Annotated in this window: 17 protein-coding genes; 11 read left to right on the top strand and 6 right to left on the bottom strand. The window is 55.8% G+C overall.

What is annotated here, in order from left to right:
- Positions 1 to 115: 115 nt before the first annotated feature.
- The gene (locus tag B2696_RS00575; RefSeq protein ID WP_286953258.1) at positions 116 to 2071 is read right to left on the bottom strand and encodes a DEAD/DEAH box helicase; all 1956 of its coding nucleotides are present in this window, start codon (positions 2069 to 2071) and stop codon (positions 116 to 118) included.
- Positions 2072 to 2197: 126 nt separating this feature from the next.
- On the opposite strand from B2696_RS00575, the gene B2696_RS00580 reads away from it, so the two are divergent.
- From B2696_RS00580 to B2696_RS00615, 8 genes are all read left to right on the top strand, one after another.
- The gene (locus B2696_RS00580; RefSeq protein WP_286953262.1) at positions 2198 to 3040 is read left to right on the top strand and encodes an SGNH/GDSL hydrolase family protein; all 843 of its coding nucleotides are present in this window, start codon (positions 2198 to 2200) and stop codon (positions 3038 to 3040) included.
- Positions 3041 to 3122: 82 nt separating this feature from the next.
- Entirely contained in the window at positions 3123 to 4493 is a 1371-nt protein-coding gene (locus B2696_RS00585) for an amino acid permease (RefSeq protein WP_075729590.1), read from the top strand.
- Between the two features lie 76 nt (positions 4494 to 4569).
- A complete protein-coding gene (locus B2696_RS00590) occupies positions 4570 to 7296 on the top strand; it encodes a Z1 domain-containing protein (protein WP_286953267.1) in 2727 nt (908 codons plus the stop codon).
- On the top strand, positions 7296 to 8288 hold the full coding sequence (locus B2696_RS00595) for a PD-(D/E)XK motif protein (RefSeq protein WP_286953270.1): 993 nt from the start codon (positions 7296 to 7298) through the stop codon (positions 8286 to 8288). The genes B2696_RS00590 and B2696_RS00595 overlap by 1 nt, the downstream gene beginning before the upstream one ends.
- A gap of 5 nt (positions 8289 to 8293) precedes the next feature.
- The gene (locus tag B2696_RS00600) at positions 8294 to 10297 is read left to right on the top strand and encodes a hypothetical protein (RefSeq protein WP_286953273.1); all 2004 of its coding nucleotides are present in this window, start codon (positions 8294 to 8296) and stop codon (positions 10295 to 10297) included.
- Positions 10290 to 11195: a hypothetical protein gene (locus tag B2696_RS00605; RefSeq protein WP_286953275.1), complete on the top strand. Its 906-nt coding sequence runs from the start codon at positions 10290 to 10292 to the stop codon at positions 11193 to 11195. Before B2696_RS00600 ends, B2696_RS00605 begins: the two co-directional genes overlap by 8 nt.
- On the top strand, positions 11192 to 11977 hold the full coding sequence (locus B2696_RS00610) for a hypothetical protein (protein WP_286953278.1): 786 nt from the start codon (positions 11192 to 11194) through the stop codon (positions 11975 to 11977). The genes B2696_RS00605 and B2696_RS00610 overlap by 4 nt, the downstream gene beginning before the upstream one ends.
- Positions 11970 to 13253, top strand: coding sequence for an ATP-binding protein (locus B2696_RS00615; protein ID WP_286953281.1), 1284 nt, complete (start codon positions 11970 to 11972; stop codon positions 13251 to 13253). Before B2696_RS00610 ends, B2696_RS00615 begins: the two co-directional genes overlap by 8 nt.
- On the opposite strand, the gene dcm is transcribed toward B2696_RS00615, so the two are convergent.
- The 3 genes from dcm to B2696_RS00630 all read right to left on the bottom strand — a co-directional run bounded on the left by dcm (position 13250) and on the right by B2696_RS00630 (position 17089).
- Positions 13250 to 15214 (bottom strand): DNA cytosine methyltransferase, encoded by a 1965-nt coding sequence (gene dcm, locus B2696_RS00620; protein ID WP_286953284.1) that lies wholly within the window; start codon positions 15212 to 15214, stop codon positions 13250 to 13252. The two genes, B2696_RS00615 and dcm, sit on opposite strands and share 4 nt — an antisense overlap.
- Before the next feature lie 286 nt (positions 15215 to 15500).
- Positions 15501 to 15764 (bottom strand): hypothetical protein, encoded by a 264-nt coding sequence (locus tag B2696_RS00625; protein WP_286953287.1) that lies wholly within the window; start codon positions 15762 to 15764, stop codon positions 15501 to 15503.
- A 44-nt stretch (positions 15765 to 15808) separates the two neighbouring features.
- Complete coding sequence (locus tag B2696_RS00630; RefSeq protein ID WP_286953288.1) at positions 15809 to 17089, bottom strand: MFS transporter; 1281 nt, start codon at positions 17087 to 17089, stop codon at positions 15809 to 15811.
- 108 nt (positions 17090 to 17197) lie between these two features.
- On the opposite strand from B2696_RS00630, the gene B2696_RS00635 reads away from it, so the two are divergent.
- Complete coding sequence (locus B2696_RS00635; RefSeq protein ID WP_286953290.1) at positions 17198 to 17734, top strand: hypothetical protein; 537 nt, start codon at positions 17198 to 17200, stop codon at positions 17732 to 17734.
- Here B2696_RS00635 and B2696_RS00640 read toward each other — a convergent pair whose 3' ends face one another.
- Positions 17735 to 18610: a DNA primase gene (locus tag B2696_RS00640; RefSeq protein WP_286953291.1), complete on the bottom strand. Its 876-nt coding sequence runs from the start codon at positions 18608 to 18610 to the stop codon at positions 17735 to 17737.
- Positions 18611 to 18684: 74 nt separating this feature from the next.
- On the bottom strand, positions 18685 to 20403 hold the full coding sequence (locus B2696_RS00645; protein WP_286953292.1) for a carboxylesterase/lipase family protein: 1719 nt from the start codon (positions 20401 to 20403) through the stop codon (positions 18685 to 18687).
- 143 nt (positions 20404 to 20546) lie between these two features.
- Between B2696_RS00645 and B2696_RS00650 the strand changes: the two genes are divergently transcribed.
- Both B2696_RS00650 and B2696_RS00655 read left to right on the top strand, forming a co-directional pair.
- On the top strand, positions 20547 to 21260 hold the full coding sequence (locus B2696_RS00650; RefSeq protein WP_276623491.1) for a hypothetical protein: 714 nt from the start codon (positions 20547 to 20549) through the stop codon (positions 21258 to 21260).
- A 161-nt stretch (positions 21261 to 21421) separates the two neighbouring features.
- A complete protein-coding gene (locus B2696_RS00655) occupies positions 21422 to 25159 on the top strand; it encodes a multifunctional oxoglutarate decarboxylase/oxoglutarate dehydrogenase thiamine pyrophosphate-binding subunit/dihydrolipoyllysine-residue succinyltransferase subunit (RefSeq protein ID WP_414646575.1) in 3738 nt (1245 codons plus the stop codon).
- Positions 25160 to 25162: the final 3 nt, after the last annotated feature.

Genomic DNA, 25162 nt, shown 5'->3' on the forward strand with positions numbered 1-25162 from the left:
CCTTTCGAATCACAGCCTAAACCATGCCACCGACATCTACCCCCGAATATAGTGAGACCCCGCAAAACACGTAAAAGGCCCCTAGTTCACTAGAGGCCTTTTACGCTGGGATTGCTTAGTCGCGCCAGCCGCCGCGACCACCACGGTCACGGTCGCGATTTCCGCGGTAACCACCGCGTCCACCACGATCTCCGCGATCACGGTCTCCGCCGCCACGATGAGGCGGACGGCCAGAGTCCTTCTGGATGTTGATCAGCTGGCCAGAGATGCGGGTGTCCTTGAGACGATCGAGCACCTGCGGGTCCATGCCCTTGGGCAGATCGACGAGGGTATGCCCCACGGCGATGGTAATACGGCCAAAGTCCTTGGAGGACAGGCCACCCTCGTTGGCAATGGCACCGACGATGGCGCCTGGGCGCACGTTCTGACGCTTGCCGACGTCGAGACGGTAGGTCTCGAAATCTCCATCCGGGCGACGGGGGCCACGGTCTCCGCGATCACGGTCACGGAATCCTCCGCGATGTCCGCGGTCGCCGCGGTCGCCGCGGTCTCCACGGTCGTCGCGGCTGAAGCGGTCGCGGTCACGGCGATCCTTCTTGAAGGCAGGCTGATCCTTGAGCAGGAACTCAGTTCCGCCCTGCAGCTGTACGGCCAATGCGGCAGCGATGTCATCCATCGCAACGTTGTTGGTCTCGGAGTACTTGCGCACTAGGCCGCGGAACAATTCGCTTTGCTTGGTCTCGAGATTATCCGTGATGGCCTGCGCGAAACGCTCTTTGCGCTTGTCGTTGACGGCATCAACGGTAGGCAGTTCCATCTCTTCCAAGCGTGCATTGGTGACGCGTTCGATGGAACGCAGCATCCGACGCTCGCGCGGAGTGACGAACAAGATCGCCTCACCGGTACGACCCGCGCGGCCAGTACGGCCAATGCGGTGCACGTAGGACTCGGTGTCGTTGGGGATATCGAAGTTGACCACGTGCGTGATGCGGTCAACGTCGAGGCCACGCGCGGCAACGTCAGTAGCCACGAGGATGTCGAGGCGACCATCCTTGAGCTGATCAACGGTGCGCTCACGCTGCTGCTGGGCGATGTCGCCGTTGATGGCAGCAGCATTGTATCCGCGCTCCTTGAGCTGATCCGCTACCTCTTCGGTCTCATGCTTGGTACGGCAGAACACGATGATGGCGTCGTAGTCAATGACCTCGAGGATGCGCGTGAACGCGTCCATCTTCTGACGGTGCGGGGTCAGCAGGTAGCGCTGTTTGATGTTGTCGTTGGTGCGACGCTCGGACTTGACCGTGATCTCGGCTGGGTCGTTGAGGTAGCGCTTGGACAGGCGGCGGATGCCATTGGGCATGGTCGCCGAGAACAAAGCAACCTGCTTGCCCTCCGGGGTGTCCTCCAAGATGCGCTCGACATCCTCCTGGAAGCCCATGTTGAGCATCTCATCAGCCTCATCGAGCACGAGGAAGCGCAGCTGGGAAATATCCAGTGAGCCCTTCTCTAGGTGGTCGATGACACGGCCGGGAGTACCCACGATGACCTGTGCTCCTCGGCGCAGGCCGGAGAGCTGAATGCCATAAGCCTGACCACCGTAGATAGGCAGCACCTCAATGCGACCTAGGTGATCGGCGAAAGTCTGGAAAGAATCCGCAACCTGCAGTGCAAGCTCACGGGTGGGGGCAAGGACGAGGGCCTGCGGGTGGCGGGCCTTGACGTCAATCTGCGACAAGACGGGCAGCGCGAAAGCTGCGGTCTTGCCGGTACCGGTCTGTGCAAGGCCGACGACGTCGCGGCCTTCCATCAAGATCGGGATGGTTTGTTCCTGGATAGGGGACGGCTGGGTGTACCCAACCTTCGCAACGGCTTGCTGCACATCATCAGGCAGGCCGAGGTTTGCAAACCCCTGGGAGTTGTCATTGGCTGAAGTATCTTCAGCGCCGGCGTCCTCAGAAGTATTCGCAGCCCCGGTGTTGTCAATATCACCTTGCGAGATTTCCTGAGATTCCGACTTAGTAAATTCTTCCGGCTCTTTCGTGCCGCCGGTGGCGTTATCGGTAATGCTCATTGCTCGCTCCACAGTACGCGACTACGCCAGCAAAGACTATTCCTTCACCCGATGATGGGCATAAACACACCCTGGCCACACTCCCGGCGCCTGTCACACTGCGACGGCTGGGCTACCATGACGAACATGAAGAAACTGGCGGCTGTCATCCTCGGTGTGGGCCTCCTTGCGGGATGCTCCTCGCAGCCTGCCCCTCCCAGCCAGTCCACTGAAGAATCTCCGGCACCTTGGAGTCCAGAAGTCTACGTCGCCCTGGGGGATTCCTATTCCGCCATGGGCTCGACTGCGCTTCCATTGGATCCTCCCAATACCTGCGTGCGCGCCCAAGACTCCTACCCGGAGCTTCTGGCCAAGGAGCTTGACGTAGAAACGCTCGCCAACGTCACCTGCCAGGGTGCGACCACGCTCGATGTGCTCAGCTCCGCCGGCGAGCATCCTCCCCAGGTAGACGCACTGACCCCGATTACGGATCTCGTGACTTTGAGCATCGGCGGCAACGACGCCAGCTTCATCCTCATGGCCTCGTGCCTCGAGCGAGGCGCCCAGGAATCAACCTGCCAGCAGGAGCACGGCCAGCAGATCGCGCTGGAGATTTCCGATCTTCCGCGGCGCCTTGATGTGCTTTATGAGGAACTCGCCAAGCGCGCGCCCAACGCCCGCGTCGTCGCCACTGGTTATATGCCGCTTATCACCTCCACGGACGATTGCGCGGCCATTGCTCCCCTGGCCGCGACGGATAGGCAGTGGCTTTCGCAATCAATCCAGGACATCAACCTGGCGGTAGCGGACGCCGCTGTACGCCACGGCGCCCTTTTCGTGCTGCCCGACGACGCCGCGCAACACACCGGCTGCTCCCCCGAACCCTGGGTGGATTTCACTGGGGAGAACACCGGTTCCTTCCCCATGCACCCCACCCACGCGGGGCAGCAAGCCATGGCGGATGCAGTCGCCCGGGCGCTGCGCGCTTGAGACGGTTTGCCGGGAATTAGTTTTTCTTAGAAGATACTTGGGTTAAAGCAATCACTTTTCTCTTTTAGATAGAAGGATCTCCATGTCCGGAACCTCTCCGCGCGCGGGCCTCAAACACCGCCACTTGCACTTCATCGCACTGGGCTCAGCCATTGGAACCGGCCTGTTCTACGGCTCTGCTGGCGCCATCCAGGCGGCCGGGCCGTCGGTACTTTTGGTGTATCTCCTCGGCGGCGCCGTGGTCTACTTCATGCTCCGCGCCCTCGGTGAGATGGCCGTGCGCAACCCCATCACCGGCTCCTTCGCGGAGTACGCACGTGCCTACATGGGTGGCTGGGCCGGCTACATCACCGGCTGGATGTTCGCCTTTGAGATGGTCATCGTGGCTCTGGCGGACCTCACGGCGATTGGCATCTACATGAAGCTGTGGTTCCCCGATGTCTCGCAATGGGTCTGGGTGGCGGTGACCCTACTCATTGTGGGCGCCGCCAACGTCGCCGGCGTGCGCGCCTTCGGTGAGCTCGAGTTCGCCTTTACCACCATCAAGGTCGGCGCGGTGGTTGCCATGATCATCGGCGGTGCCGCCATTTTGGTCTTCGGGCTTTCCGGAGCCTCCACCACCACCGGCCCTGCCAACCTCGTCAACGATGGCGGATTCTTCCCCAACGGCGCCGAGGGCCTTATCGCCTCTTTCATCTTGGTGCTCTTTGCTTTCGGCGGCACTGAGATCATCGGCGTCGCCAGTTCTGAGGCCGAGGACCCCGAGGTCTCCGTGCCCAAGGCCATCAACACCGTGCCCGTGCGCATCCTGCTCTTCTACGTCCTGGCCATCCTCGTCATCTTGATGCTCAACCCCTGGCGTTCCATCACCGGCGATGAATCCCCCTTCGTGCAGATCTTTAGCTCCCTGGGTGTCTCCTGGGCCGCCGGCCTGCTCAACTTCGTGGTGATTACCGCCGCGCTCTCCGCCATCAACGCCGACCTCTTCGGCGCCGGCCGCGTGCTCACCGGCCTGGCCAAGCAGAACCTCGCCCCCGCCGTGATGTCCAAGCAGCTGCGCGGCATTCCTGTCATGTCCACCGTCATCCTCGTCATCGTGATGATCGTCGGCACCATCCTCAACGCCGTTATCCCCGAGAATGTATTCGCCATCATCGCCTCCCTGGCGACCTTCGCCACCATCTTCGTCTGGCTGATGATCCTGCTTGCCCACGTCTACTCCCGCCGCGGCATGGACAAGGCCGACCTTGCCCAGCTCACCTACAAGGTGCCCTTCTGGCCCTGGGGGCAGTACATCGCCATCGCGTTTATCATCTTCACCTTCGGCATCATGGTCTGGCAGGCCGACTACCGCGTCTCCCTCGGCGTCGGTGTCGGATTCATCGTGCTCATGACCGGCATCTACTACGCCACCGGGCGGCACAAGGTTGATGCAGTGCCGCTTCGGGTCTAATTGTCGGTCTCGACGACACCGGAACGCTGCCAATGTAATGTCTTAAACGGTGTCTACTCAGGTAAGGGAAACGAAAATGTCAGATAGCTCCGTCAGCCGAGAAGTAAGCTACATTCTCGACATAATCAGAGACATAGTGGGCTCAGGCCACTCAATTGACGCGGCAATTGAAAAGGTCTGTTCTAACCCATACGCACAACCTCCGGCAGAGGTCATGGAAGAGGCACGATCCCGCTTTCTACGCGAAACTGGGAAGATTGCTAAGTATGAGGGAATTGACATCACGAACAGGAAGGAACTGGAAAAAGGCAGTTGGTACAGCGGCCCTCGAGAACAAGACCACATCTACTGGCCGCACGTAAAACAAGTACTTGAACCAATTCTTGGTGCCGCTCTCAATGACGTTGACGCAGCTTCCAGTGTCACACTCGGTTCCCTGCGCCCCCCAGCGGAGTCAACCATTAACGTTCGCGGCCTCGTTCTTGGTTACGTACAAAGCGGTAAGACGACGAACTTTATCTCGCTGATAGCAAAAGCTGCCGATGTAGGTTATCGACTCATCATTGTCTTGGCTGGATTAACTGATAATCTCCGCAAACAAACTCAAGCGCGTATTGACGAACAATTAATTTCTGGCACGTCTGGATGGATACACCTTACCGACATTGAATCCGACTTCAACAAGTCCAAGTTTCTTGCCAACCATAACAATGCGAGTTCCTTCTTCAGCAACTCTGATAACAGAATGATTGCCGTGGTAAAGAAGAATGGACACGTCTTAAAGGCTCTTAACCAGCTCCTCAAAAATGGTGGGACTTCGACCAAAGAGCTTCCTATCTTGGTCATCGACGATGAATCAGACCAAGCAAGCATCAATGTTTCGCCCAAAGCCCAGTCAGAAGTCTCGAGGATTAATGCCCAAATACGCGAGCTTTTGAGAAACAGCAAGACTGCCTACGTTGCATATTCTGCGACTCCGTTCGCAAACATCCTCATCGACCCTAATGAGGACCAAGATATTTACCCGAAGGACTTCATCCACGTGCTCCCGATGCCGAATGGTTACTTCGGAACTGAGACCATTTTTGGGCGAGCCCCGCTGTCGGGTGAAGAATATATCGAATCCGACGGACTCAATATGATACGCACCATCGACGAATCCGAAGTAGACCAGACTCGCCCGCCGAGCAAGAAGAACGGAGGAGAAGCCTGGGACCCTAGCATTCCCGATTCACTCGACGAAGCAATCCGTTGGTTTATCCTCGCCACTGCCGCACGACATGCCCGAGGTCAAGCCTCCAAGCATTCTTCAATGCTGGTCCACACCGCCGTTCGAACTGTCGCTCACGAACAACTACGCGACCTAATCGCCGAACACGTACGTATTCTCAAATCTCACTACAAGAAGGATAATCTGCGCAACGAGCTTCGTAAGCAGTGGGAATCGGAGATCTCTACGGTGCCTCCGGAGCAACTAGGGTACAAACCGCTTACCTTTGAGGAAGTAGACGCTTATATTCCCCGCGTCCTCAATGACATCGAGGTTGTTATGGATAACGGAATATCTGAACACCGCCTAGACTACAGCACCGGACGTCCTTTGACCGTCATTGCCGTTGGTGGAAACACGCTTGCAAGAGGATTAACTCTTGAAGGATTAGTTTCAAGCTACTTTGTAAGAACTGCTACTGCCTATGACACTCTGCTTCAGATGGGCCGATGGTTTGGGTTCAGGAATGGTTACGGCGACCTGCCTCGTATCTGGATGACGGAGGAGCTGGAGTCTTGGTTCCAAGATCTATCATTAGTCGAAGCGGATCTCCGACGCGACCTCTCACGCTATGCAAAAGAGAACCTCACCCCAATGGACTTCCAAGCACGAATTCGAGTTCATCCCTCCATGGAAGTCACCGCCCGCGCGAAACAACAAGACAGCCGCCCCGCAAGCATTAGCTATTCAGGGCAAAAGGTTCAAACGATCCTTTTTCGGCACAAAGACAGGCAGTGGCTAGAGTCGAACATTGAAGCGACCAAAAGGCTCGTTGCTGAGATCAAGTCAGCTGGTGTGCGCGAAATTCCCAAGAGCAACGGCACGCAAGTTTTCCGAGGCATCTCCCCTTCCATCATCGAAGAGTTCTTGGACAACTACACCATTTACGAGGAATCGAATCTAGGAAAGAACGACGCAGCACTGCTGAAGAAGTACCTGAAGCGCGAGCACGATACAGATTCGATTCGTAGTTGGGACGTCTCTTTCTATGGAAAGAGCCATAAGGACGATGAAGAGACCATAGACTTGGGCCTCGGGACAAATCTCCCGCTAATCAACCGCTCACAAATGATCGCGAATTCAAATCCGAATGTAGCGAACATAAAAGCCTTGGTAGGTTCAATGGATCGCATCAATACCGCGGATATCGATTCCGCTGCTCGGTCACAAATACTGAAAGAGCTTTCGAGTACTGAGGGAACTACGGAATCAAGGCTGCTGGACGCATACGAGGAACATGTGGGCTCTGATGTGGGACACCTCGCTATCTACGCAATCAATCCACTTTCCAAAACCACACAGAAACGGTTCTCAAAATCTGGCAAAGAGATCGATATAAGGAACCGGAGGAAAGACCTAGATGCAGTAGAGACGATCATCGGCATTGGACTCTTCTTCCCGAATTCAAACAACCCCGACATCACCGCAGACTACGTCAGCGCGAAAGAACCGATCGACGCTGAAACAATGCGCTTAATTCAAGAGTCTGAAGAAGAGGCTTTCTCTAATGAGGTTGAAGATGGAGACAAGTAGTGCCAGCGTTCGATAGAGCTGCGTTCCTCTTTCAGGCCGCTCGGAAAGATGATTCGCTCAAGCCTGGTCAAGAATGGGTTCTCGAGTCGGGTGTAGAAATCGAAGCAGGCCCAGTCATCTGCTTTGTTCAGGAAAACGGCGAGATTGGAATTGATATTCCATGTAGTGCCAAAGATTTGGAGATATTTACTGAAGACCGTAGAAGCCTTGCGATCCACTTAACAAAGAGTTCTCGTCTGAACAGTAACGGCGTTAGAGCATTTCAAACGCGTCTTGCCCTGAAAGACCTGAATCATGAAGCTATCTTCTACTTCTTCATTGACGAAATCCTGAACTTCCTCGATGAGAACCCCCACACTGGCCCGCAGGATGTTGCTGGGCAGTTAGCAAAATGGCGCCGCCTTTTCGCAGGAGCCAAGCATGCGCCAATCTCACCCGAGACCGAAGTAGGCCTCTTAGCCGAGCTTGAAGTGCTTATCGGACTATTTGAAGACAACTCTCCTCATCCCCTCGAGTCTTGGTTCGGTCCCCAGAGCGGAAAGCACGACTTTGAGTTCTCAGATTGCGCGGTGGAATGCAAAGCGACTTCTTCAGCAGAGAGGCTCCTCGCCACTATCCACGGTGCGGATCAACTAGACACTCTGAATGACAAGCCCTTAGTTCTAGTTTTTCGACGATATGAGCGCCATCTAGACGGTCCGATCTCGATTCCTAACTTGATAGAAAAGCTGAATGCTTTCTCAGAGTTTGATGTGGAGCGCTTTATTGAGCAAACACAAGAGTTCGGCATTGATTTTTTCAGCAAACAGAACCGCCAAAAATTCGGCAGCTATTTCGCCGTAGATGTACATGAGTTTGAAATCACACCGGATTTTCCCCAAGTCAAGTTAGTTAACGACCAAAATCGTATCCAAAATCTCTCTTATTCCATCGACCTTGCAGGGCCTGCGAGCGTTCCTGGACACAGAGACTTCTCCACATACATTCGATAGAGACTATGCCCTACCATCACAAAAAGCCTTTTGATCCCTCAGGTGACGTATACGCCACTTCTGTAACACGTACGATGAAAAGCCAAGCCCTATCAGCTTGGGACATGTTTACCCGTGAAACTCTCCAGAATAGTTGGGATGCTCGAGATAGGGCTTCTACCGACGATGGAGTGACATTTGCGATTGATTTCCGCGAGCTATTCGCGGATCAAGTGTCCACCCTCCGACAAGAAGTTTTTGGAAATGACTTCGTCGGAATCCCAGAGCTCGAGAAAGCGCTCGGACAAAATAGCATCACTGCTTTATGTGTTAGCGATTCCGGAACTCATGGACTACGGGGACCTAGCAAAGCTACCGCTGCTGTCGACGGACCAACAGACTTCAATTCCTTTATACGCAACATTGGGCGCAGCGACTCCAAGGTCTTGGCAGGCGGAACCTACGGCTTCGGAAAAGGAGTCTTCTTCATTGCAAGTGAGGTGAACACCGTCGTGGTCTACACGCGAACTGTCGATGAAAACAACCGACGCGTCCACCGCTTGATAGCTATGTCAAACTCCGAAGACTTCAACGCAGACGGAGTCGCATATACAGGCCGGCATTGGTGGGGTGAGCATGCAATTGAAGAAACGGGAATAGACCGCACAGAATATGCCGAGCCCTTCGAGGGCGAAACCGCCGATCGAATTGCTTCATTATTGGGGCTAGATGCACACTTTACTGAGGAGCGCCCGACCGGTACCTCTATTATGATCCTCAGCCCAGATATGTCAGCGAGTACTGAAACTGAAGAATCAGATATCGTGCCTTTAGAGCAACGCCAGCGCGGTATCCTGCAGGAAATAGCAAACTCACTGACTCGCTGGGCTTGGCCCCACATGATCGATGTTGATACGGGAATGGATCCCATTGAGTTTCTGGTTTCCTTCAAGGGCGAACCGGTAAAGATCATCAATCCGGACGAAGACAAAGCCTTACGGAGATTTATAGATGCCTTTGTCCAAGCTATTGAGCACCAAGATGCACCGATGAACGCTTGGGAACACTTTTTTAATGGCCGAGTGACCAGGCTAGCAAGTATTCGGCCTAAAAAAGTACTGGGAACTTTGTCCCTGATCGATCTACCTAAGCCAATAAAAATTGTCGATACCATAATTGATAAGGACGTTTCCAGTCACATCGCAACAATTCGCAACCCAAGGATGATTGTCGAGTACTACAAAGCTCCAGAGGCGACCACAGGAAAGCCCTATTGCGGAGTTTTTATCGCAGATGAAGATGCCGACATTGTTTTTGCAAGAAGCGAACCTGCCGGTCATCACCAATGGAACTATGAAACGATTACCCAAGACCACGAGCTTTTGAGAGGCTTCTGGAATAGTACGAATAATCCAGTTAGCATCTTCTTTAGACGCCTCAAAGAAATGGTTAGAAGCACTGGTACTGCAGGAAACTCGCATGCAAAGTCTCAGCACCTTAAAGCTGCAACCGCACTTTCACAATCCCTTGGTTCTCTAATTTCCAATGCCATTGGCGGAACGGGAAACAGTAGCGTCTCTGCCCAAAAGAAGAAGCCGCGACCTAACTCATCTGTCTCCAAGCCTCGACCGACCTACGATTCTCGTGTACAGAGCTTAAGAAAGACTGCAGGTGGGACGATCACCACTTTTCAGTTGGATGTGGCTATACCTCCGAGCCAGCTCCCTGTGGAGCTTTCAGTCGCACCAATTGTTGATTCTGATCAGGGTAATATCCTAGAAAACCTTCGCCAAGTTGGAATCGCAATTCCATCGGTGATTGGGATTCGAAATTCCGCATCCGAGGCTTCGCTCGACACTCTTAGTGGGAGCGTAGAGGAGTCTCTCAAGACAGCGCTATTTGAAGAACACCAAGAGTTGCTCGTGGACGTATTTCAGCCCAAGGACACTGCCGTTCGTCTAGAAGTCAACTTCGAACGCAACGTCCAAACGGCAAAATCTCGATACAAGAAAGATAATGCCAATGGCTAACGTAGTGAGTTTTGGTTTTCCGACACCTCCAAAGTCTTGCGTCGTGGTCGAGGAGTTCAAGATCAAAATTGACGACGACGAGTTTCCCATCAACTCCAGGGAGCTCCCCAACTGGGACTATCAGTCTGCAGTTAAAATCATCGCGATAGTCAACGTAGACCTTCCTGAGTTCACCTTGGGATGCGGGTTTGATCCAGACCAGAACTTAGACAACAAGCCCCAATTCGGAGCACAGATAAGCTGGAGTTCAAACAAAACTAAGCAAAGGGGAGCTAGTGCCCGAAAACTCATTTCTGATGGCATTAACCGTCTTGAGGTTGACCTTGACAGCCTGCTCCTAGGTGGCGATTTACAGGCGCAGATCCGCATAGACTTAGCCCAAGCAGGCACAGCAGTCGAAGGTCAGCTTACCTCCGAACGCCTAGGATCCAAGTTGTGGCAGAGCGACGTTCTGCGGATCCGCTTAGAAGGCGCCGCCGCGCAAATGCCTATCACACCGATTGACTTCAAACTAGCTGCATTGCCCCATGATGGTGCAATGTGGAGAGTTGAGGTCAGCACCGAGCTAATGCTCCCCGTACAAGCAGGGTTGCGCATCTTCCTAAACACTCACAACAAAACGTGTTTACGGATGTTGGAGAACCCAAACCAAAAAGAAAAAGCGGTTTGGGATGCTTTTCTCCAAACGGACATAATGGTTCAACTACTACTTAAGTGTGGCGAGCTAGCAGAGCTCAATGACTTCTTCGAGAGCGCACTCTACTCTGGCTCATTGGCGGAAACCATACTTAACCTCGCTTCGTTGCTATTTCCAGATACTCCTCTGGAAGATGTTCCTCGGGACACTTCGTCGCTATTCTCAGCAGCTCAAGCTCTAGCATTCAAGGATGTCAAATGACGATTAGTTACTATCCTAGGATTACAGATGCCTACGCAATGACACTTATCAGTGAGTATTCGCAGTTTGAGGATCCTTCAGCACTCACGCAGAACGCAGCCACCCATAGTCCCATGGAATTCCACGATTCTGTTGCAACGGAAAAGGTGAGCCCCACTAGCCTCAAAAAGCTAAGAGAAGAGATTCTCGCAGCTGCTCAGGAATCAGCTTTCCCTAATCCTCTTGGTCTTCAGAAGGTTCGAGACTTCGACCAAAAAGCAGCAGCAATCCTATACGATCACATGGATCTCATCCCCGCAGAAGCTGCAAATCAAGAGATCTGGAATTTCTTAACCATGATTCTGCTTCCGGATATCGCTGCTTGGAGGTACCCCAATCGGGCCAAAAAGCCTGCTTTTGAGCGCTGGCTAGGTGTCGATAGGAATGTCTTTAGAAAACTCTGGTGGAGAGAAGCTACATTAGGCCGCGCCCTCAATTCGAAACTTGGCGAAGATGAAGCAGTGGGAATCATGGAACGCCCAGGACTATCGGGCAATCCGGCTTTGGCACGGGCCATCGTTAGAGAATTCGATCTTCAATATCGCGAGTACGGCGACTTCTCACGAAGTGACCTTATGCGAGCGGTCATGGTCAACATTAGACGTCACGTTCCACTGCTAGACTTCGAGTTCTATACCGAAACTGAACTAGAAGCGCTGATTGCAGAAATCGTTGAGGAAGCCTGCTCCATCTACGCCGCTTCTAAGTCGCAAACTATAAATAGTAATAAGGGTAATGAGTAAACAAATTTCCGTAGCTCCCTCGGCTCGACGACTCACTACATCGCTCCGAGATATAGGCTATAGCTTTGAATCTGCGGTAGCAGATATCGTGGATAACTCCATTGCGGCCGGCGCTGACAAAATCAGAATTAACATTGATTTTAATGGTCTTGAGTCTTGCGTTGCCATAGTCGACAATGGGCGCGGAATGAGTGCAAAGGCTGTGGACGAGGCCATGCGCTTCGGTAGCCGTCGAACTTACTTGAGCCAAGAATTGGGCCGTTACGGTCTCGGTTTGAAGACTGCGTCGCTCTCGCAGTGCCGCAGAGTCGAAGTCATCTCTCGCACCAACAACCATCCAATCCAAGCACGAGTTCTGGATCTTGACTTTATTCAGTCCGTCGATGACTGGGTGACCCTAGATTACAGTGACGAAGACCAAGTAAAGGCCCAATCAGAGTTGTTAGGTGATTCGCCAGGAACAATTGTGTACTGGCGGAAGCTCGACCGGCTACTACCGGTGAAGTCTCCGGAAGGCGGTTGGGCACGCAGAAGAATCGAGGCTCTCGGGCCAAAGCTTTCGTCTTACCTTTCGATGGTGTTCCACCGATTTCTTTCTGGAGAGTCCCCTACCGCGGTTTCAATAGAAGTTAATGACACGCGTCTCCAACCTTGGGATCCATTTGCACGTGATGAGCCCAAAACCGAATTCATGGGAGTCGATGAGTTCGAGGTAGAGCACGGTGATATTACGGACACGGTAACCATGAAGCGCTACCTTTTGCCTTCTCGAACGAGCTTTTCCTCAAGGGAGTCCTTTGAGGCTGCCTCCGGAATTGACAAGTGGAACAAACAGCAAGGACTATACATTTATCGAGCCGACAGGCTGGTTCAGTGGGGAGGATGGTCTGGAATTAGGACAATCGACGAGCATACAAAGCTTGGCAGGGCTTCGGTTGACTTTGGAACGTCCCTTGACGACGCATTTAATATCAACGTAGCGAAGATGCGGGTAAACCTCCCTAGTCAGCTTAGAAAGATGCTAACTAGGCCAGTAAACGAGCTATGTATTGCCGCCGATGCGGCATATCGACGAGAAAACGCCAAACGAACACCCCAAGAGAATGACTTCCCAGCCTCGAAGGGGGAATTTGGAGGAGCAGAGTCTGGTGAGACAATTGGCCTTGCTCTTCGTACCGCTGCCGCACGGACAGGGAACTTCGAAGCCCTCAATGCGATATCGAACTTGTTGAAGGCAGAGATGCCAGAGTTGGCCAAGCACCTTGGATTCGATTAAAACAAAACCTGCGATTGATTATCACGACTTGTTTCGCTTTGAGCGTATACGCACCATTGCTGGAGCGGGCATACTGAACACCTAGGCATTTCACTTACGCACACAGTACGACCGAGCTCAAACAGTGCAAGATGTGCCGACCGAGAGTTTTCGTTAAGACCGATTAGCCTCGCGATGCTAATTCTGCCATCTGATTGCTTGTTTCGGCTCTCCGTGTCGATGCCTTGGAATCTAGAAGTCACTCGGAGCACACCCTTCGCAACAATCACAGGTTCCTCGCTTCGATCTTCTGCCCGTGTTTGAAGGGAAGCTAGCTCTAGAATCTCCTTAAGTGCCGGATTGAGAGAAGGAAAAACCAACAGATCGATGCTTGGTGCCCAAAATGCTTCGGGGTGTTCGTTGATGGAAGATGCTAAGCTCTCGAACTTCCTCCTCCTCTTCTCAAAACGTTCTCCTTGAAAAACTGCGAGGATAGTTTCCTTAGTAGTTTGAGAAACCCCAACTTCTTCGTTAGCAGCGGGTAGCGACTTTATCAAAGGCCAAAGCAGTCTAACCTGCTCCAAAGTGGTGCGTTCCATGAAAATTTCGCACACTAAGATGCGCCATCGATTTCCATCCCGAATCCAAGGGCGTGTCAGATCACGCTCAGGAATGCTGCGATACCAGCTCGCTAGAGCAAGAGCTGTCTGAGCCGACCCGAAGCCCTTCTTTTCGCCCAGCGATAGAGCCTCAAGCACGCCTCTACCGATGTTCTCTCCGAGTCTGACGGGAACCGCGTTACCTATCTGTTTGAATGCTGCACTCGGTGGACCACTAAAACGAAAATCATCAGGAAATGTCTGCAGCCTGGCAGCCTCTCGAACTGTCAGGGTACGAGATTGACGCGGATGAATAAACCCATACCCGTCCTTCGATATGTGTGCAGTAATGGTCCTAGATAGATCATTCTCATCTAGCCTTTTGTACTTGTCATTGAAAATGTCCGAACGATACCGCTGAAGGTTAGCGGGCAACTCTGAATATTTTGTCTCCGCAGTCATCATTTCAAAGGCGATGCGGTCATCTTCGCGAACTGGCCTTGTTATGTGATCGTAAAGCCGACGGCTTTGCTCTTTCGGCACTCCTCGTCGAATGTACTTCTGAAACTCAGTTTTAGGCCCTTCGTACTGTATCCAACCATCAGCACCCCCCTCGGGCCGCCATCCCCCTTCTACCTCGGGCATGTCTCCTATGGCGTTCCATACAGTAACCTTCTTACTAACTTCTTGGGGCCAGCTAAAGGCTATCCCATCTCTTAGTGCTACCAAGATGTAGCGCTGACGAAACTGCGGTACACCGTATCTCCAAGTATCAATTACCTTGCTCTCGACGGTGTAACCAAGCTGCTCCAGTTCTTCGATAATGCTACGCATTATGAACATCTCATCATCGAGCGCCATATCAGGAACGTTTTCCATTATCACTGCACGCGGATGTGCCAGTTGAGCGACCTCCAAATAAGCTCTCCAGAGGTTCCTCCGCTGATCTATTGGATCCCTTAATCCTTGCTCCACAAGATGGCGTATCCCGTTTCTACCTGCCTTGGAAAATGGCTGACAAGGCGGACCTCCAGCAAGGACATCAATATCAGCCTCTGTCATCAAAGAAACGATTCGCTCAATGCTCTCTGCAGTTGACATGTCCCAAGGTGCAGAAATCCCCGGGAATCGGGCCGCGTGAGTCTCTACGGCGTATTCGTAATGGTCCACGCCTAAAATCACTTCGATACCGGCGTCAGCAAGGCCTTGGCTCAACCCTCCTGCCCCTGCAAAGAGGTCCACCCCTAGAACGGCACCGCTCTTCTTTCGCTCTTTTGCATACTCGACGAGCTCATCCACAGTCTCACAATGATCAGGGTGCTTTGGCAGCTTTACGTAGGGGCCACGCACCTGCTTGACTGCAAACTCATCATTTGGATTCACAGCGATCTAATCTAGCTGGATAACTGGGCTTTACCGAATCAAATTCCACGCGGCTTGCGGATACGCTGCTGTACCTGGGCAAACACGCTATCAGCGACGACTATTGCGCTACCCCCACTTCACAATCTGGGAAACCCACGGAAACAGCTCACAGCCTGCACGAGCTTTTTCTGGCCTAGACATGTCGCTTCCGTTACAAATACCTCTCTTCAAGGGAGAAATTAAGAACTTCTTTCTAATACGTCAGGAGGGGATTCAAGAAGAAGCGAGGATTGACTTATCTCGACTAATTTTGGAAATGATCGTACAGGTCCAGACTGATATGGGTCGGTTTTATCCGAGGTGCTACACGAGTTCGCCGTTGCTCTAAAAGACCAAAGGCCTGCCGGTTGGTGATCCGGCAGGCCTTCTTTTCTGCTTGCTTCTTCTTGTCTGGAATGCGTACTGCGCGTTTGCGTAGTTGCAGATGCTGTTCCAGGCGTTCAGGGCTCATGGCCCACATGGTGCGGTCGCGCTTGTGTCTTTGCACTTGTTTGTGTTTGCGTGGCATGCCTAATCCACCTCCTTTGCTGGGGTGAAGTCTAGCCCAGCGCGCTAGACTTTGTCTTCCTCATCTTCTTTGGGTTCTTTGGGTTCTCTGTCGTCTTTGTGTTCGTCTTTGGGAATGCGCCGAATGATTCCGCGGTGGGACTTGAGGGTCTCGCGGGCGAAGGCCCACGCGATGATGCCCATGAGAGCCACGACGCCGCAGATGGCGAAGGCGGCTTTGAATCCGTAGACATCGGCGAGGAAACCCACGAGGATGGGGCCGCATATTTGGCCTAGGTCGCCGCCCATTTGGAATGCGGAGAGCACTTGGCCGCCGGAGCGCTTGTTGCCCACGACGTCGGCCACCACGGCCTGCTGGGCAGGGTTGATAAGGCCCGAGGAGGCACCGGCTAACGCGGAGACCAGGATGAGGGACCACACGCTATCGGCAAAGCCCAAGACTCCCATGAACACTGCGGTTCCGGTCAGGCCGATCATCACCAGGGGCCGCCGCCCATAGGTATCGGCCCAACGACCAGAGAACTGCAAGACGGCGGCGTTGCCGGCTGCGAACACGGCCAAGGCAAAACCTGCGGCAGCGGCACCGTTGTGGAATACGGAAGCGGCGAAGAGAGGTAATACGGAGACACGCACACCCAGATTGATCCAGCACTGGGCAAAGTTGGAGGTCAAGACCGCGCGGAAGGCGACGTCCTGCCACGCCTCCTTGAGGTGCATATGGGGAAGCTCATGGGCGACTTCCTCCGCGTGATCAACCTTGGGCATGAGCGCCCAGACCACGCAGGCAGCAATCGCCACGGCCACGCCGTAAATAAAGAAAGGCCAGCGGAAGCCCAAGAAAGACAGTGAGGCACCCAGCACAGGGCCGACCACGTTGCCGAGTAGAAATGCTGTTGCGTAGGTTGCCGAGCACTTACCGCGAATGGTGGGTGGCGAGAGCTTTACTATCAGGCCCATCGCGGAGACCGTGAACATTGTCGACCCCAGCCCGGCAAGGCCACGCAGGACGACGACCTGCCAGTACTCCTGGGCCACGGACACCGCACCAGTGGCAGTCGCGACGGTGAGCAGCCCGATGAGATAGATCTTTCGGTTTCCTATACGGTCCACCAGGGCGCCCGCCGAGGGAGCGAAGATGAGGCGGGTGGCAGAGAATACCGAGATCACCATGCCAGCTGCTGCCATGGAGACGTCGAAGCTGACGATGAACTGCGGCAACAAGGGGGCGATGAGCCCGTAGCCCAAGGCGATGATGAACGCGGCGGTGACCATCACCCAGATCTCCCGAGGGATGGTCGGGTTCTGAGGTGAATTTTGAGTTGACATACTCATTTCACTCTAGCGACAAGGTCAAATCCACGCAGGAGAGTTCTGTTCGAATGTGTGTTCTATACTTTTGCTTGGTTGTCCGTACCCGGCTTTATGCTCGCGGGCATGAAACAAAAACACTCAGCACGCAAGCCACTTTCCTCCATGACCACCCAAAACACTGTCACAGCAGGGTCGAGCTTTTCCGCAGCCGAGGTTGCCGCACAAGTCCTGTTCGAGGAGAAAGAAACTGTAGAAAAGATCCACGCAATCCTGCACCACCCGCGCTGCTTGGCCCGGCCCACTGCCGCATGGCGGCCACCGGTGCTCAAACTCCCAGGGGTGGCCGGGCAACCACCGCTCATCGCGGCTATGACGCGGCGCCGAGTGGGAGAACGCGTGCGGGCGCGGGTGCGCGGATTCGGAGAAAGGCGCGCACCCGCGTATCTACTTTCGGTACGTATCACAGACCCGCATGACCGGGAGGTCCCCGCGGCGCTGGCGGAGGGGTGGATTCGCAGCCTTGTCGAGCCCGCACTAGCCGGGGCGGTGCACGAAATCGAGGGAGAAGGCGCCACCACTTATGTGTGGCTGGTTGATAGCGCCTTCAATCCGGTTCACTCCCCCAACTCGTTATTCGAGGGATTCGCCGCGGCAGCCTAGTTACTCGGCTTCTTTCTCGTCTTCGATCTCGTCGCCATCTTCAGTGTCGGCGTCGGTATCGGTGTCGACGTCGTCGTCTTCTTCAAAGTCGAGGAAATCTTCGCCTTCACCGTCATCCTTGCCAAAGATGTCGTAGACATCCGGCTCGTCGAACTCAGCCGCGTCGAAGTCAACCAGCTGGGACTCCCAGTCCAAGGCTTGCTCGGAGACGAGGCTAAGGACGTCGAAGAGGCGGTCGAAGTCGGTATAGGTGCCAAGCTCGAGGGTCTCGGCGGGAACCTCGATGATGGGGCCCGCGCCGTCGAGGTCGGGGGCTGCGAAGAGTGCCACGCGCTCTTCCTCAGAAAGGTCCTCGATGTCATCGGTGGCCCACATGGCCGTGATGGCATCATCCTCAATCTCATCGAGGTCATCCTCGGAGAAGTCGAAGGCAACGAAACGCACGATCGCAGAGGGCACGCCGTCGATGGACTCGACGAGCACGCGCAGCTCTGAATCATCAGCAACCTCGGCCACAACCAGGTTCGGGTTGAAGTCATCTTGGTTGAACTCGAGCTCCGCAATACGCTCATCGGTACCTTCCAGAAGGTCCCGCAGCACGGTGACCACCTGGTCGGTGGCAATATGCTTGGCCACTGCCTCCACTGCATCGCCAACAGAGAAAGCCACTGAGACGAGTACCGCCTCAAAGTCCTCATCGTCTTCATCCACGTCGGCGGCGGCGATATACACGTTAGCAGCGGGGAGAAGAGGATCGATTTCCACAAACTGAATCTCAAGATCAGACGTGATAGGAACAAACATCACGTTGTCATTAACGCGGGATTCGATGCCCTCGGCGTCCAAGGCCGAAGCAATATCTTCGAAAAAGCTCATCGTTGGAAGTCCGTCCTCATGAGGGTTGAAAATTGTCACCGTGGCAAAAGCACACGACCTTGCCGATCCTACATCTATTCTCTTGGTGCCGTCTTCCCTTCTACGAGCAGGCCAAATGTTGCCAGCAAATCGCGGCGCCCGCTGCCCCACTCGAGCATGTCGTACTCTTCCCAGGCCTGGCGGCGGCTCTCGTAAGGCGCAGACTCAAGATAAGGTTTCGCATCAAAGATCATGGTCTCGCGTCCATCTGTGGCGCGGTAACGTGGCCACGCCTGCCCCGGGGTTCCTTCATGAATGAACTTTGCCCACAAGCGCTGCATCGACCCAGTTAAGTGATCCATTTCTTGGGCGCTACCTACTCTGGTCAGGAAAGATGCGCGCGAGGCCTGCGGATCGCCAAAAACGTTGGATAATTCCATGGAATGCATGGCACCCAGACCCAAAAACTTCATTGCCGGTGGCGCAAAGTCGAAGCGGTACATCCACGTCGGCGCGTTGCGCGAATGTGCGCCTGCGACGCGGACTGCGGGGGCCCAAAAGAGGGCGTCGGCAAGCAGGGCGGCGAAATCCGCCCGCGCCACCGCACCCCCATAAGCCTCCACTACCTGGGGGGCATGCTCCTCGTCGAAGGAAGCCAAAAGCCGCAGACCTGCACGGTTACGCGCACTCTGGCGCTGGAAAAGGAACTTGCCAAAACTGGCCTCGTCCGAATTGGTGCCGATAATAAGCGGAACCTTGTGCTCGCCGCCGCGCGCGAAGACCGCCAAGGGATGCTCCGGGATGAGCTTGCCATCAACTGTGGGTGAATAGCACGAATTAAGGTGCAACAGCTCCCCGGCGCGCCACATCATGGACTGCCCGGCGCGGATGAGATCGTCGCAGTCCTCACGACGCAGATCCTCCACCGAGGTAGCCCGCGGCAACGCCATGTGCTTGACCAGCTCGCGGGCCCAGAAACGCGACTGCGTGCGCGAGTGAATCATCGCCATAGGCGGAGATTGCGCAATGGCACGGTGGAATAGGCCCTCTGCCTGCGGCACGGTCATAAGGGTGAGGACTGCCGCACCGCCTGCGGACTCCCCCATCAAAGTGACGTTGTCAGGATCGCCCCCAAAGGCGGCGATGTTGCGCTGCACCCAATGCAGAGCCAGGAGCTGATCGGCTACCGCCGGGTTGGCATCGCAATCCCCGCCCAGGCTGCGCAGATCAAGATAGCCCAAGGCACCCAAGCGGAAGTTCACGGACACGTAGACCACGTTCATGCCCGCAGCCAGCTGATAGCCACGCAGCATGAGCATGTGCGAGGAGCCTACGATAAAGCTTCCCCCGTGGAGATAGACCACTACGGGGAGCTTCTCCTCGCTATCGGGGCGGACGATGTCGAGGTGGAGGCAGTCCTCGGAGCCCATAATGCGGTCGGTCCAGGAATAGGTGGGCTGCGGTGCGACCTGTCCAAACTCGCGGCAATCGCGGATACCTTGCCAGCTTTGGGCGGGGCGCGGATTGCGGAAGCGGTTGTCCCCGCTTGTATCAGCCCCGAAAGGAATGCCCCGCCATGAGCGGACGCGGCCGGGTTCCTCGCCGTTCATGATAGGGCGGTCCGGGCTAAGGTCCTCGAGGATCTCGCCGCGCACCCAGCCTGAGCTGGTGCGGATTGTGAGATCATCACTCAGGGCGTCGAAAGCCGCGGCTTGGGCTTCGCGCGCACGTAGATGTGCCTGATAGGCAAATTCCCTTGCCGCGGAGGCGCTGAGCTCCCGAGTATGATGCGGGGGAACGCCTGCAGTGTTCATAGTCGCAATCTTAGTCCTGCGCGCCGTGCTGATGCGATGTTAAGAGGCCGTGAGCGCTGTTATGTTGTACCAACTATGTTGTACCAACGTGGCTTTATTCTTCTTTCCCCTTATCCCTAACAGATTTCGGAGCGGCCCTAATAGTGAGACTTCCTTCCAAAAAGAACAGTCCTACCCCCTCAGAAGAGGAACTAGATCGCAATGCCAATATCTTTGCCAAGGCTCTAGTGGGTGGCCTAGACCGCGCTGCGGCGGTGCAGTCCTCCGTCATCATCAAGTACGTCGAGGGACTGCGCAAACGCCACAGCCTTGAGTCCCCTGCCCAGTTGCAGACCTACATAGACAAGCACTTCCTCAACATTGTCTCCTCCACTGGTGCCGCGGCGGGAGCTTCCGCCGCTATCCCTGGGGTGGGCTTTGTTACGGGTACGGCAGCGATAGGCGCGGAATCCCTGATTTTTCTCGACGCCGCCGCATGGTACATCCTGGCCTCGGCGTATCTGCGCGGGGACGACATCACCGACGAGCCGCGCCGCCGCGCGCTTATCCTTTTGGTTCTTACCGGTTCAAAAGGCTCCGCCATCGTGGATACTTTCTTGGGGGATGTGGACTCCATGGCTTCGGTATCTGCCGTTACGGCGCTTTCGCGCTTTTCTGGCCCCACGCTAAGTGGCATCAACGGTCGCTTGACCAAGGCCTTCACCAAACAGATAGTCAAGAAGGTGAAGTGGGCGTGGGTATCCAAGCTCATGCCCTTGGGCATCGGGGCGGTACTGGGAACCACCGCTAACCGCAAACTGGCCCGGCGGGTTATCAATCATGCAGGTCAGCAGCTTTCCGCCCTGCCTAGAAACTAACTGGATGAGCACGTACTACCCCTAAGATAGTGTTCAAAGACACAATGGCCGTATCATGTAAGGCAACACTTTTCGGGGTGGCGCATGCCCCCTCGCAAAGGCACTACTAGAGTCGATGAGACGACCCCAATAAAAGCAAGGAAATGAGGCGAATACCTGCCGTGAGCAACTCGAGCATCTTCGGCCCTAATGCGTGGCTGATTGACGAACAGTTCCAGCAGTACTCCAAGGACCCCAACTCCGTCGATCCGGAGTGGCGCAACTACTTTGAGTCTAACGGAGCTCCGGAAAAAGCTCAGGCGGCGCCTGCCTCCGCGGCAAAGGCACCAGCTGCCAAGGCCCCGCAGAAGGCAAAGCAGACTGAGAGCGCAACGACCAAGGTAAAGCAGTCCCACCGCGAGACCGAGGTCAGCCGCAAGTCCCCGGTATTAAAAAAGCACGTGACTAGGCCGCAGACCGGCGCCAAGAAGGGTCAAGCTTCCCCTCTCGACCGCATCGGCACTTACCCGGAGCCAGGCGCTAAGCCCATCAAGGGAATGTTCAAGGCTATTGCCAAGAACATGGAAGAGTCTCTCGAAATCCCCACCGCTACGACCGTGCGCGATATGCCGGTCAAGCTCATGTGGGAAAACCGCGCGATGATCAATGACCACTTGAAGCGCACCCGCGGTGGCAAGATTTCCTTCACCCACATCATCGGCTACGCATTGGTCAAGGCCACGCAGATCCACCCGGCGATGAACGTGCGCTATGAGGTTCAAGACGGCAAGCCCACCGTGGTTCAGCCCGAGCACATTAACCTGGGCCTGGCCATCGACCTTCCGCAGAAGGACGGCAACCGCGCCCTCGTGGTCGCCGCCATCAAGGAGGCGGAAACCAAGTCTTTTGCTGAGTTCATCGCGGCCTACGAAGATATCGTCGCTCGCGCACGCAAGAACAAGCTGACCATGAATGACTTCAGCGGCGTGACTATCAACCTGACCAACCCAGGTGGTATTGGCACCCGTCACTCCATCGCGCGTCTGACCAAGGGCGCCGGCTCGATCATCGGCGTTGGTTCCATGGACTACCCCGCCGAGTTCGCCGGAGCTTCTGCGGACCGCCTCGCTGATCTCGGCGTCGGCCGCCTTGTCACCATGACCTCAACCTATGACCACCGTGTCATTCAGGGCGCAGAGTCCGGTGACTTCCTGCGCACCGTCTCCCAGCTTTTGGTTGACGGCGCTTTCTGGGATGAACTCTTCGACTCCATGGGTGTGCCCTACCAGCCTTTCCGTTGGGCGCAGGACGTGCCCAATACCGGCGTCGATAAGAACACGCGCGTCCAGCAATTCATCGAGTCCTACCGCTCCCGCGGCCACCTGCTGGCGAACGTCAACCCCCTGGGCTGGCACCAGCCTGGTCTGCCTTGGCCGGATCACCGCGACTTGGACATGACCACGCACGGTCTGACCATCTGGGACCTCGACCGCACCTTCAACGTCGGCGGATTCGGCGGCCAGGAAACCATGACCTTCCGCGAGGTGTTGGGCCGCCTGCGCGCTGCCTACACCCTCAAGGTCGGCTCCGAGTACACCCACATCATGGACCGTGATGAGCGCGCCTGGCTCGAGGATCGCCTCGAAGCCGGCATGCCCAAGCCCACCAATGCGGAGCAAAAGTACATCCTGCAGAAGGTCAATGCTGCAGAGGCTTTCGAAAACTTCCTCCATACCAAGTTCGTCGGCCAGAAGCGCTTCTCCCTCGAAGGTGCAGAGACGCTTATCCCGCTGATGGATTCCATCATCGATACCGCAGCCGGTCAGGGTCTCGACGAGGTTGTCATCGGCATGCCGCACCGCGGCCGCCTCAACGTCTTGTTCAACATCGTGGGCAAGCCCCTGGCAGACCTCTTCGGTGAGTTCTCCGGCAACTACAAGGGCGGCCAGCTCGGCGGCTCCGGTGACGTTAAGTACCACCTTGGCGCCGAGGGCCACCACCTTCAGATGTTCGGTGACGGCGAAATCGACATCACCCTGGCGGCCAACCCCTCGCATCTCGAGGCAGTGGACCCGGTCATGGAGGGCATCGCCCGCGCCAAGCAGGATCTGCTGGACAAGGGCGCAGATGGCTACTCCGTTGTCCCCGTCATGCTGCACGGCGATTCCTCTTTCACCGGCCTGGGCATCGTGCAGGAGACCATCAACCTCTCCCAGCTGCGCGGTTATACCACCGGCGGCACGGTGCACATCATTGTCAACAACCAGGTGGGCTTCACCACTACTCCGGACTCGGCGCGTTCCACGCACTACGCCACCGACCTGGCCAAGGGCTTCGACTGCCCTGTCTTCCACGTCAACGGCGATGACCCCGAGGCAGTTGTCTGGGTGGGTCAGCTAGCCACCGAGTACCGCCGCAAGTTTGGCAAGGACGTATTCATTGACTTGGTCTGCTACCGCCTGCGCGGTCACAACGAGGCCGATGATCCTTCGATGACGCAGCCGCAGTTGTACTCCATCATCGACAAGCACCGCAGCGTGCGCGAGCTCTTCACCGAGGAGCTCATAGGCCGTGGTGATCTCTCTGAAGAAGACGCACAGGCAGCAGCACGAGACTTCCACGACCAGATGGAGTCCGTCTTCACCGAGGTCAAGCGCGCAGAGTCTGCTGGACCGAGCGAGCAGGTCGGCATCACCTCTGCCCAGGAGCTCACCCGTGACCTCGACACCAATATCACCGCAGAGGACATTCTCGAGCTCGGGGAAGCCTATGCGCACGGCCCTGAGGGCTTTGAGTTCCACAAGCGCGTGGCCAAGGTGGCCAAGGAGCGTCTCAAGAGCTCCCGCGAGGGTGGAATTGACTGGGGCTGGGGCGAGCTTCTCGCCTTGGGCTCCCTGGCCAACGAGGGCAAGGTTGTCCGTCTAGCCGGTGAGGATTCCCGCCGCGGTACCTTCACTCAGCGCCACGCCATCCCGATCGATCCGGCTGATGGCTCCGAGTACAACCCGCTCAACGAGCTCGCGGCTGCCAAGGGCAACGGCGGCAAGTTCCTGCCCTATAACTCCGCTTTGACTGAGTACGCCGGCATGGGCTTCGAGTACGGCTACTCCGTGGGCAACCAGGACGCTCTTGTCTTGTGGGAGGCACAGTTCGGCGACTTCGCTAACGGTGCGCAGACCATCATCGACGAGTATGTTGCCTCCGGCGAGGCCAAGTGGGGCCAGCTCTCCAGCCTGGTTCTCCTCCTTCCGCATGGCTACGAGGGCCAGGGCCCCGATCACTCTTCGGCGCGCATCGAGCGCTACCTGCAGCTATGCGCCGAGGGCTCCATGACCGTGGCTCAGCCTTCGACTCCGGCCAATCACTTCCACTTGCTGCGCCGCCAGGCTCTCGGCGAGATGAAGCGCCCGCTCGTTGTCTTGACGCCGAAGTCGATGTTGCGCAACAAGGCCGCTGCCTCCTCCATCGCGGAGTTCACCGAGATCAAGCGTTTCCGCTCCGTCATCAACGATCCTCACAAGATCGACGCCGATGGCAAGGTCGTGGGCAACACCGATGCGGTCAAGACCATCATGTTGGTCTCCGGCAAGCTCTACTGGGAGCTGGAGAAGAAGCGTGAGGCTGATGGCCGCGATGACGTCGCCATCATCCGCCTCGAGATGCTGCACCCCATCCCCTTCAACCGCTTGAGCGAGGCCTTTGCCGCCTACCCGAATGCCACCCAGGTGCGCTTCGTGCAGGATGAGCCCGCCAACCAGGGACCATGGCCCTTCTACCAGGAGCACCTGCGCCGGTTGATCCCGGATATGCCGGAGATGGTGCGGGTATCTCGCCGCGCACAGTCTTCAACGGCCACTGGTAACGCCAAGGTGCACCAGATTGAGCAGAAGAAGCTGCTTTCCGACGCCTTCTCGGACTAGATA

The sequence above is a fragment of the Corynebacterium sp. UBA4397 genome (assembly GCF_002390965.1).
In the GTDB taxonomy this organism is placed as follows: Bacteria; Actinomycetota; Actinomycetes; order Mycobacteriales; family Mycobacteriaceae; genus Corynebacterium; species Corynebacterium flavescens.

Coding starts and splice junctions, on each gene's coding strand:
- B2696_RS00625 (WP_286953287.1), bottom strand. CDS start 15,764: ATGCCACGCAAACACAAACAAGTGCAAAGACACAAGCGCGACCGCACC.
- B2696_RS00580 (WP_286953262.1), top strand. CDS start 2,198: ATGAAGAAACTGGCGGCTGTCATCCTCGGTGTGGGCCTCCTTGCGGGA.
- B2696_RS00630 (WP_286953288.1), bottom strand. CDS start 17,089: ATGTCAACTCAAAATTCACCTCAGAACCCGACCATCCCTCGGGAGATC.
- B2696_RS00605 (WP_286953275.1), top strand. CDS start 10,290: ATGGCTAACGTAGTGAGTTTTGGTTTTCCGACACCTCCAAAGTCTTGC.
- B2696_RS00645 (WP_286953292.1), bottom strand. CDS start 20,403: ATGAACACTGCAGGCGTTCCCCCGCATCATACTCGGGAGCTCAGCGCC.
- B2696_RS00640 (WP_286953291.1), bottom strand. CDS start 18,610: ATGAGCTTTTTCGAAGATATTGCTTCGGCCTTGGACGCCGAGGGCATC.
- B2696_RS00590 (WP_286953267.1), top strand. CDS start 4,570: ATGTCAGATAGCTCCGTCAGCCGAGAAGTAAGCTACATTCTCGACATA.
- B2696_RS00600 (WP_286953273.1), top strand. CDS start 8,294: ATGCCCTACCATCACAAAAAGCCTTTTGATCCCTCAGGTGACGTATAC.
- B2696_RS00575 (WP_286953258.1), bottom strand. CDS start 2,071: ATGAGCATTACCGATAACGCCACCGGCGGCACGAAAGAGCCGGAAGAA.
- B2696_RS00615 (WP_286953281.1), top strand. CDS start 11,970: ATGAGTAAACAAATTTCCGTAGCTCCCTCGGCTCGACGACTCACTACA.
- B2696_RS00585 (WP_075729590.1), top strand. CDS start 3,123: ATGTCCGGAACCTCTCCGCGCGCGGGCCTCAAACACCGCCACTTGCAC.
- B2696_RS00610 (WP_286953278.1), top strand. CDS start 11,192: ATGACGATTAGTTACTATCCTAGGATTACAGATGCCTACGCAATGACA.
- B2696_RS00635 (WP_286953290.1), top strand. CDS start 17,198: ATGAAACAAAAACACTCAGCACGCAAGCCACTTTCCTCCATGACCACC.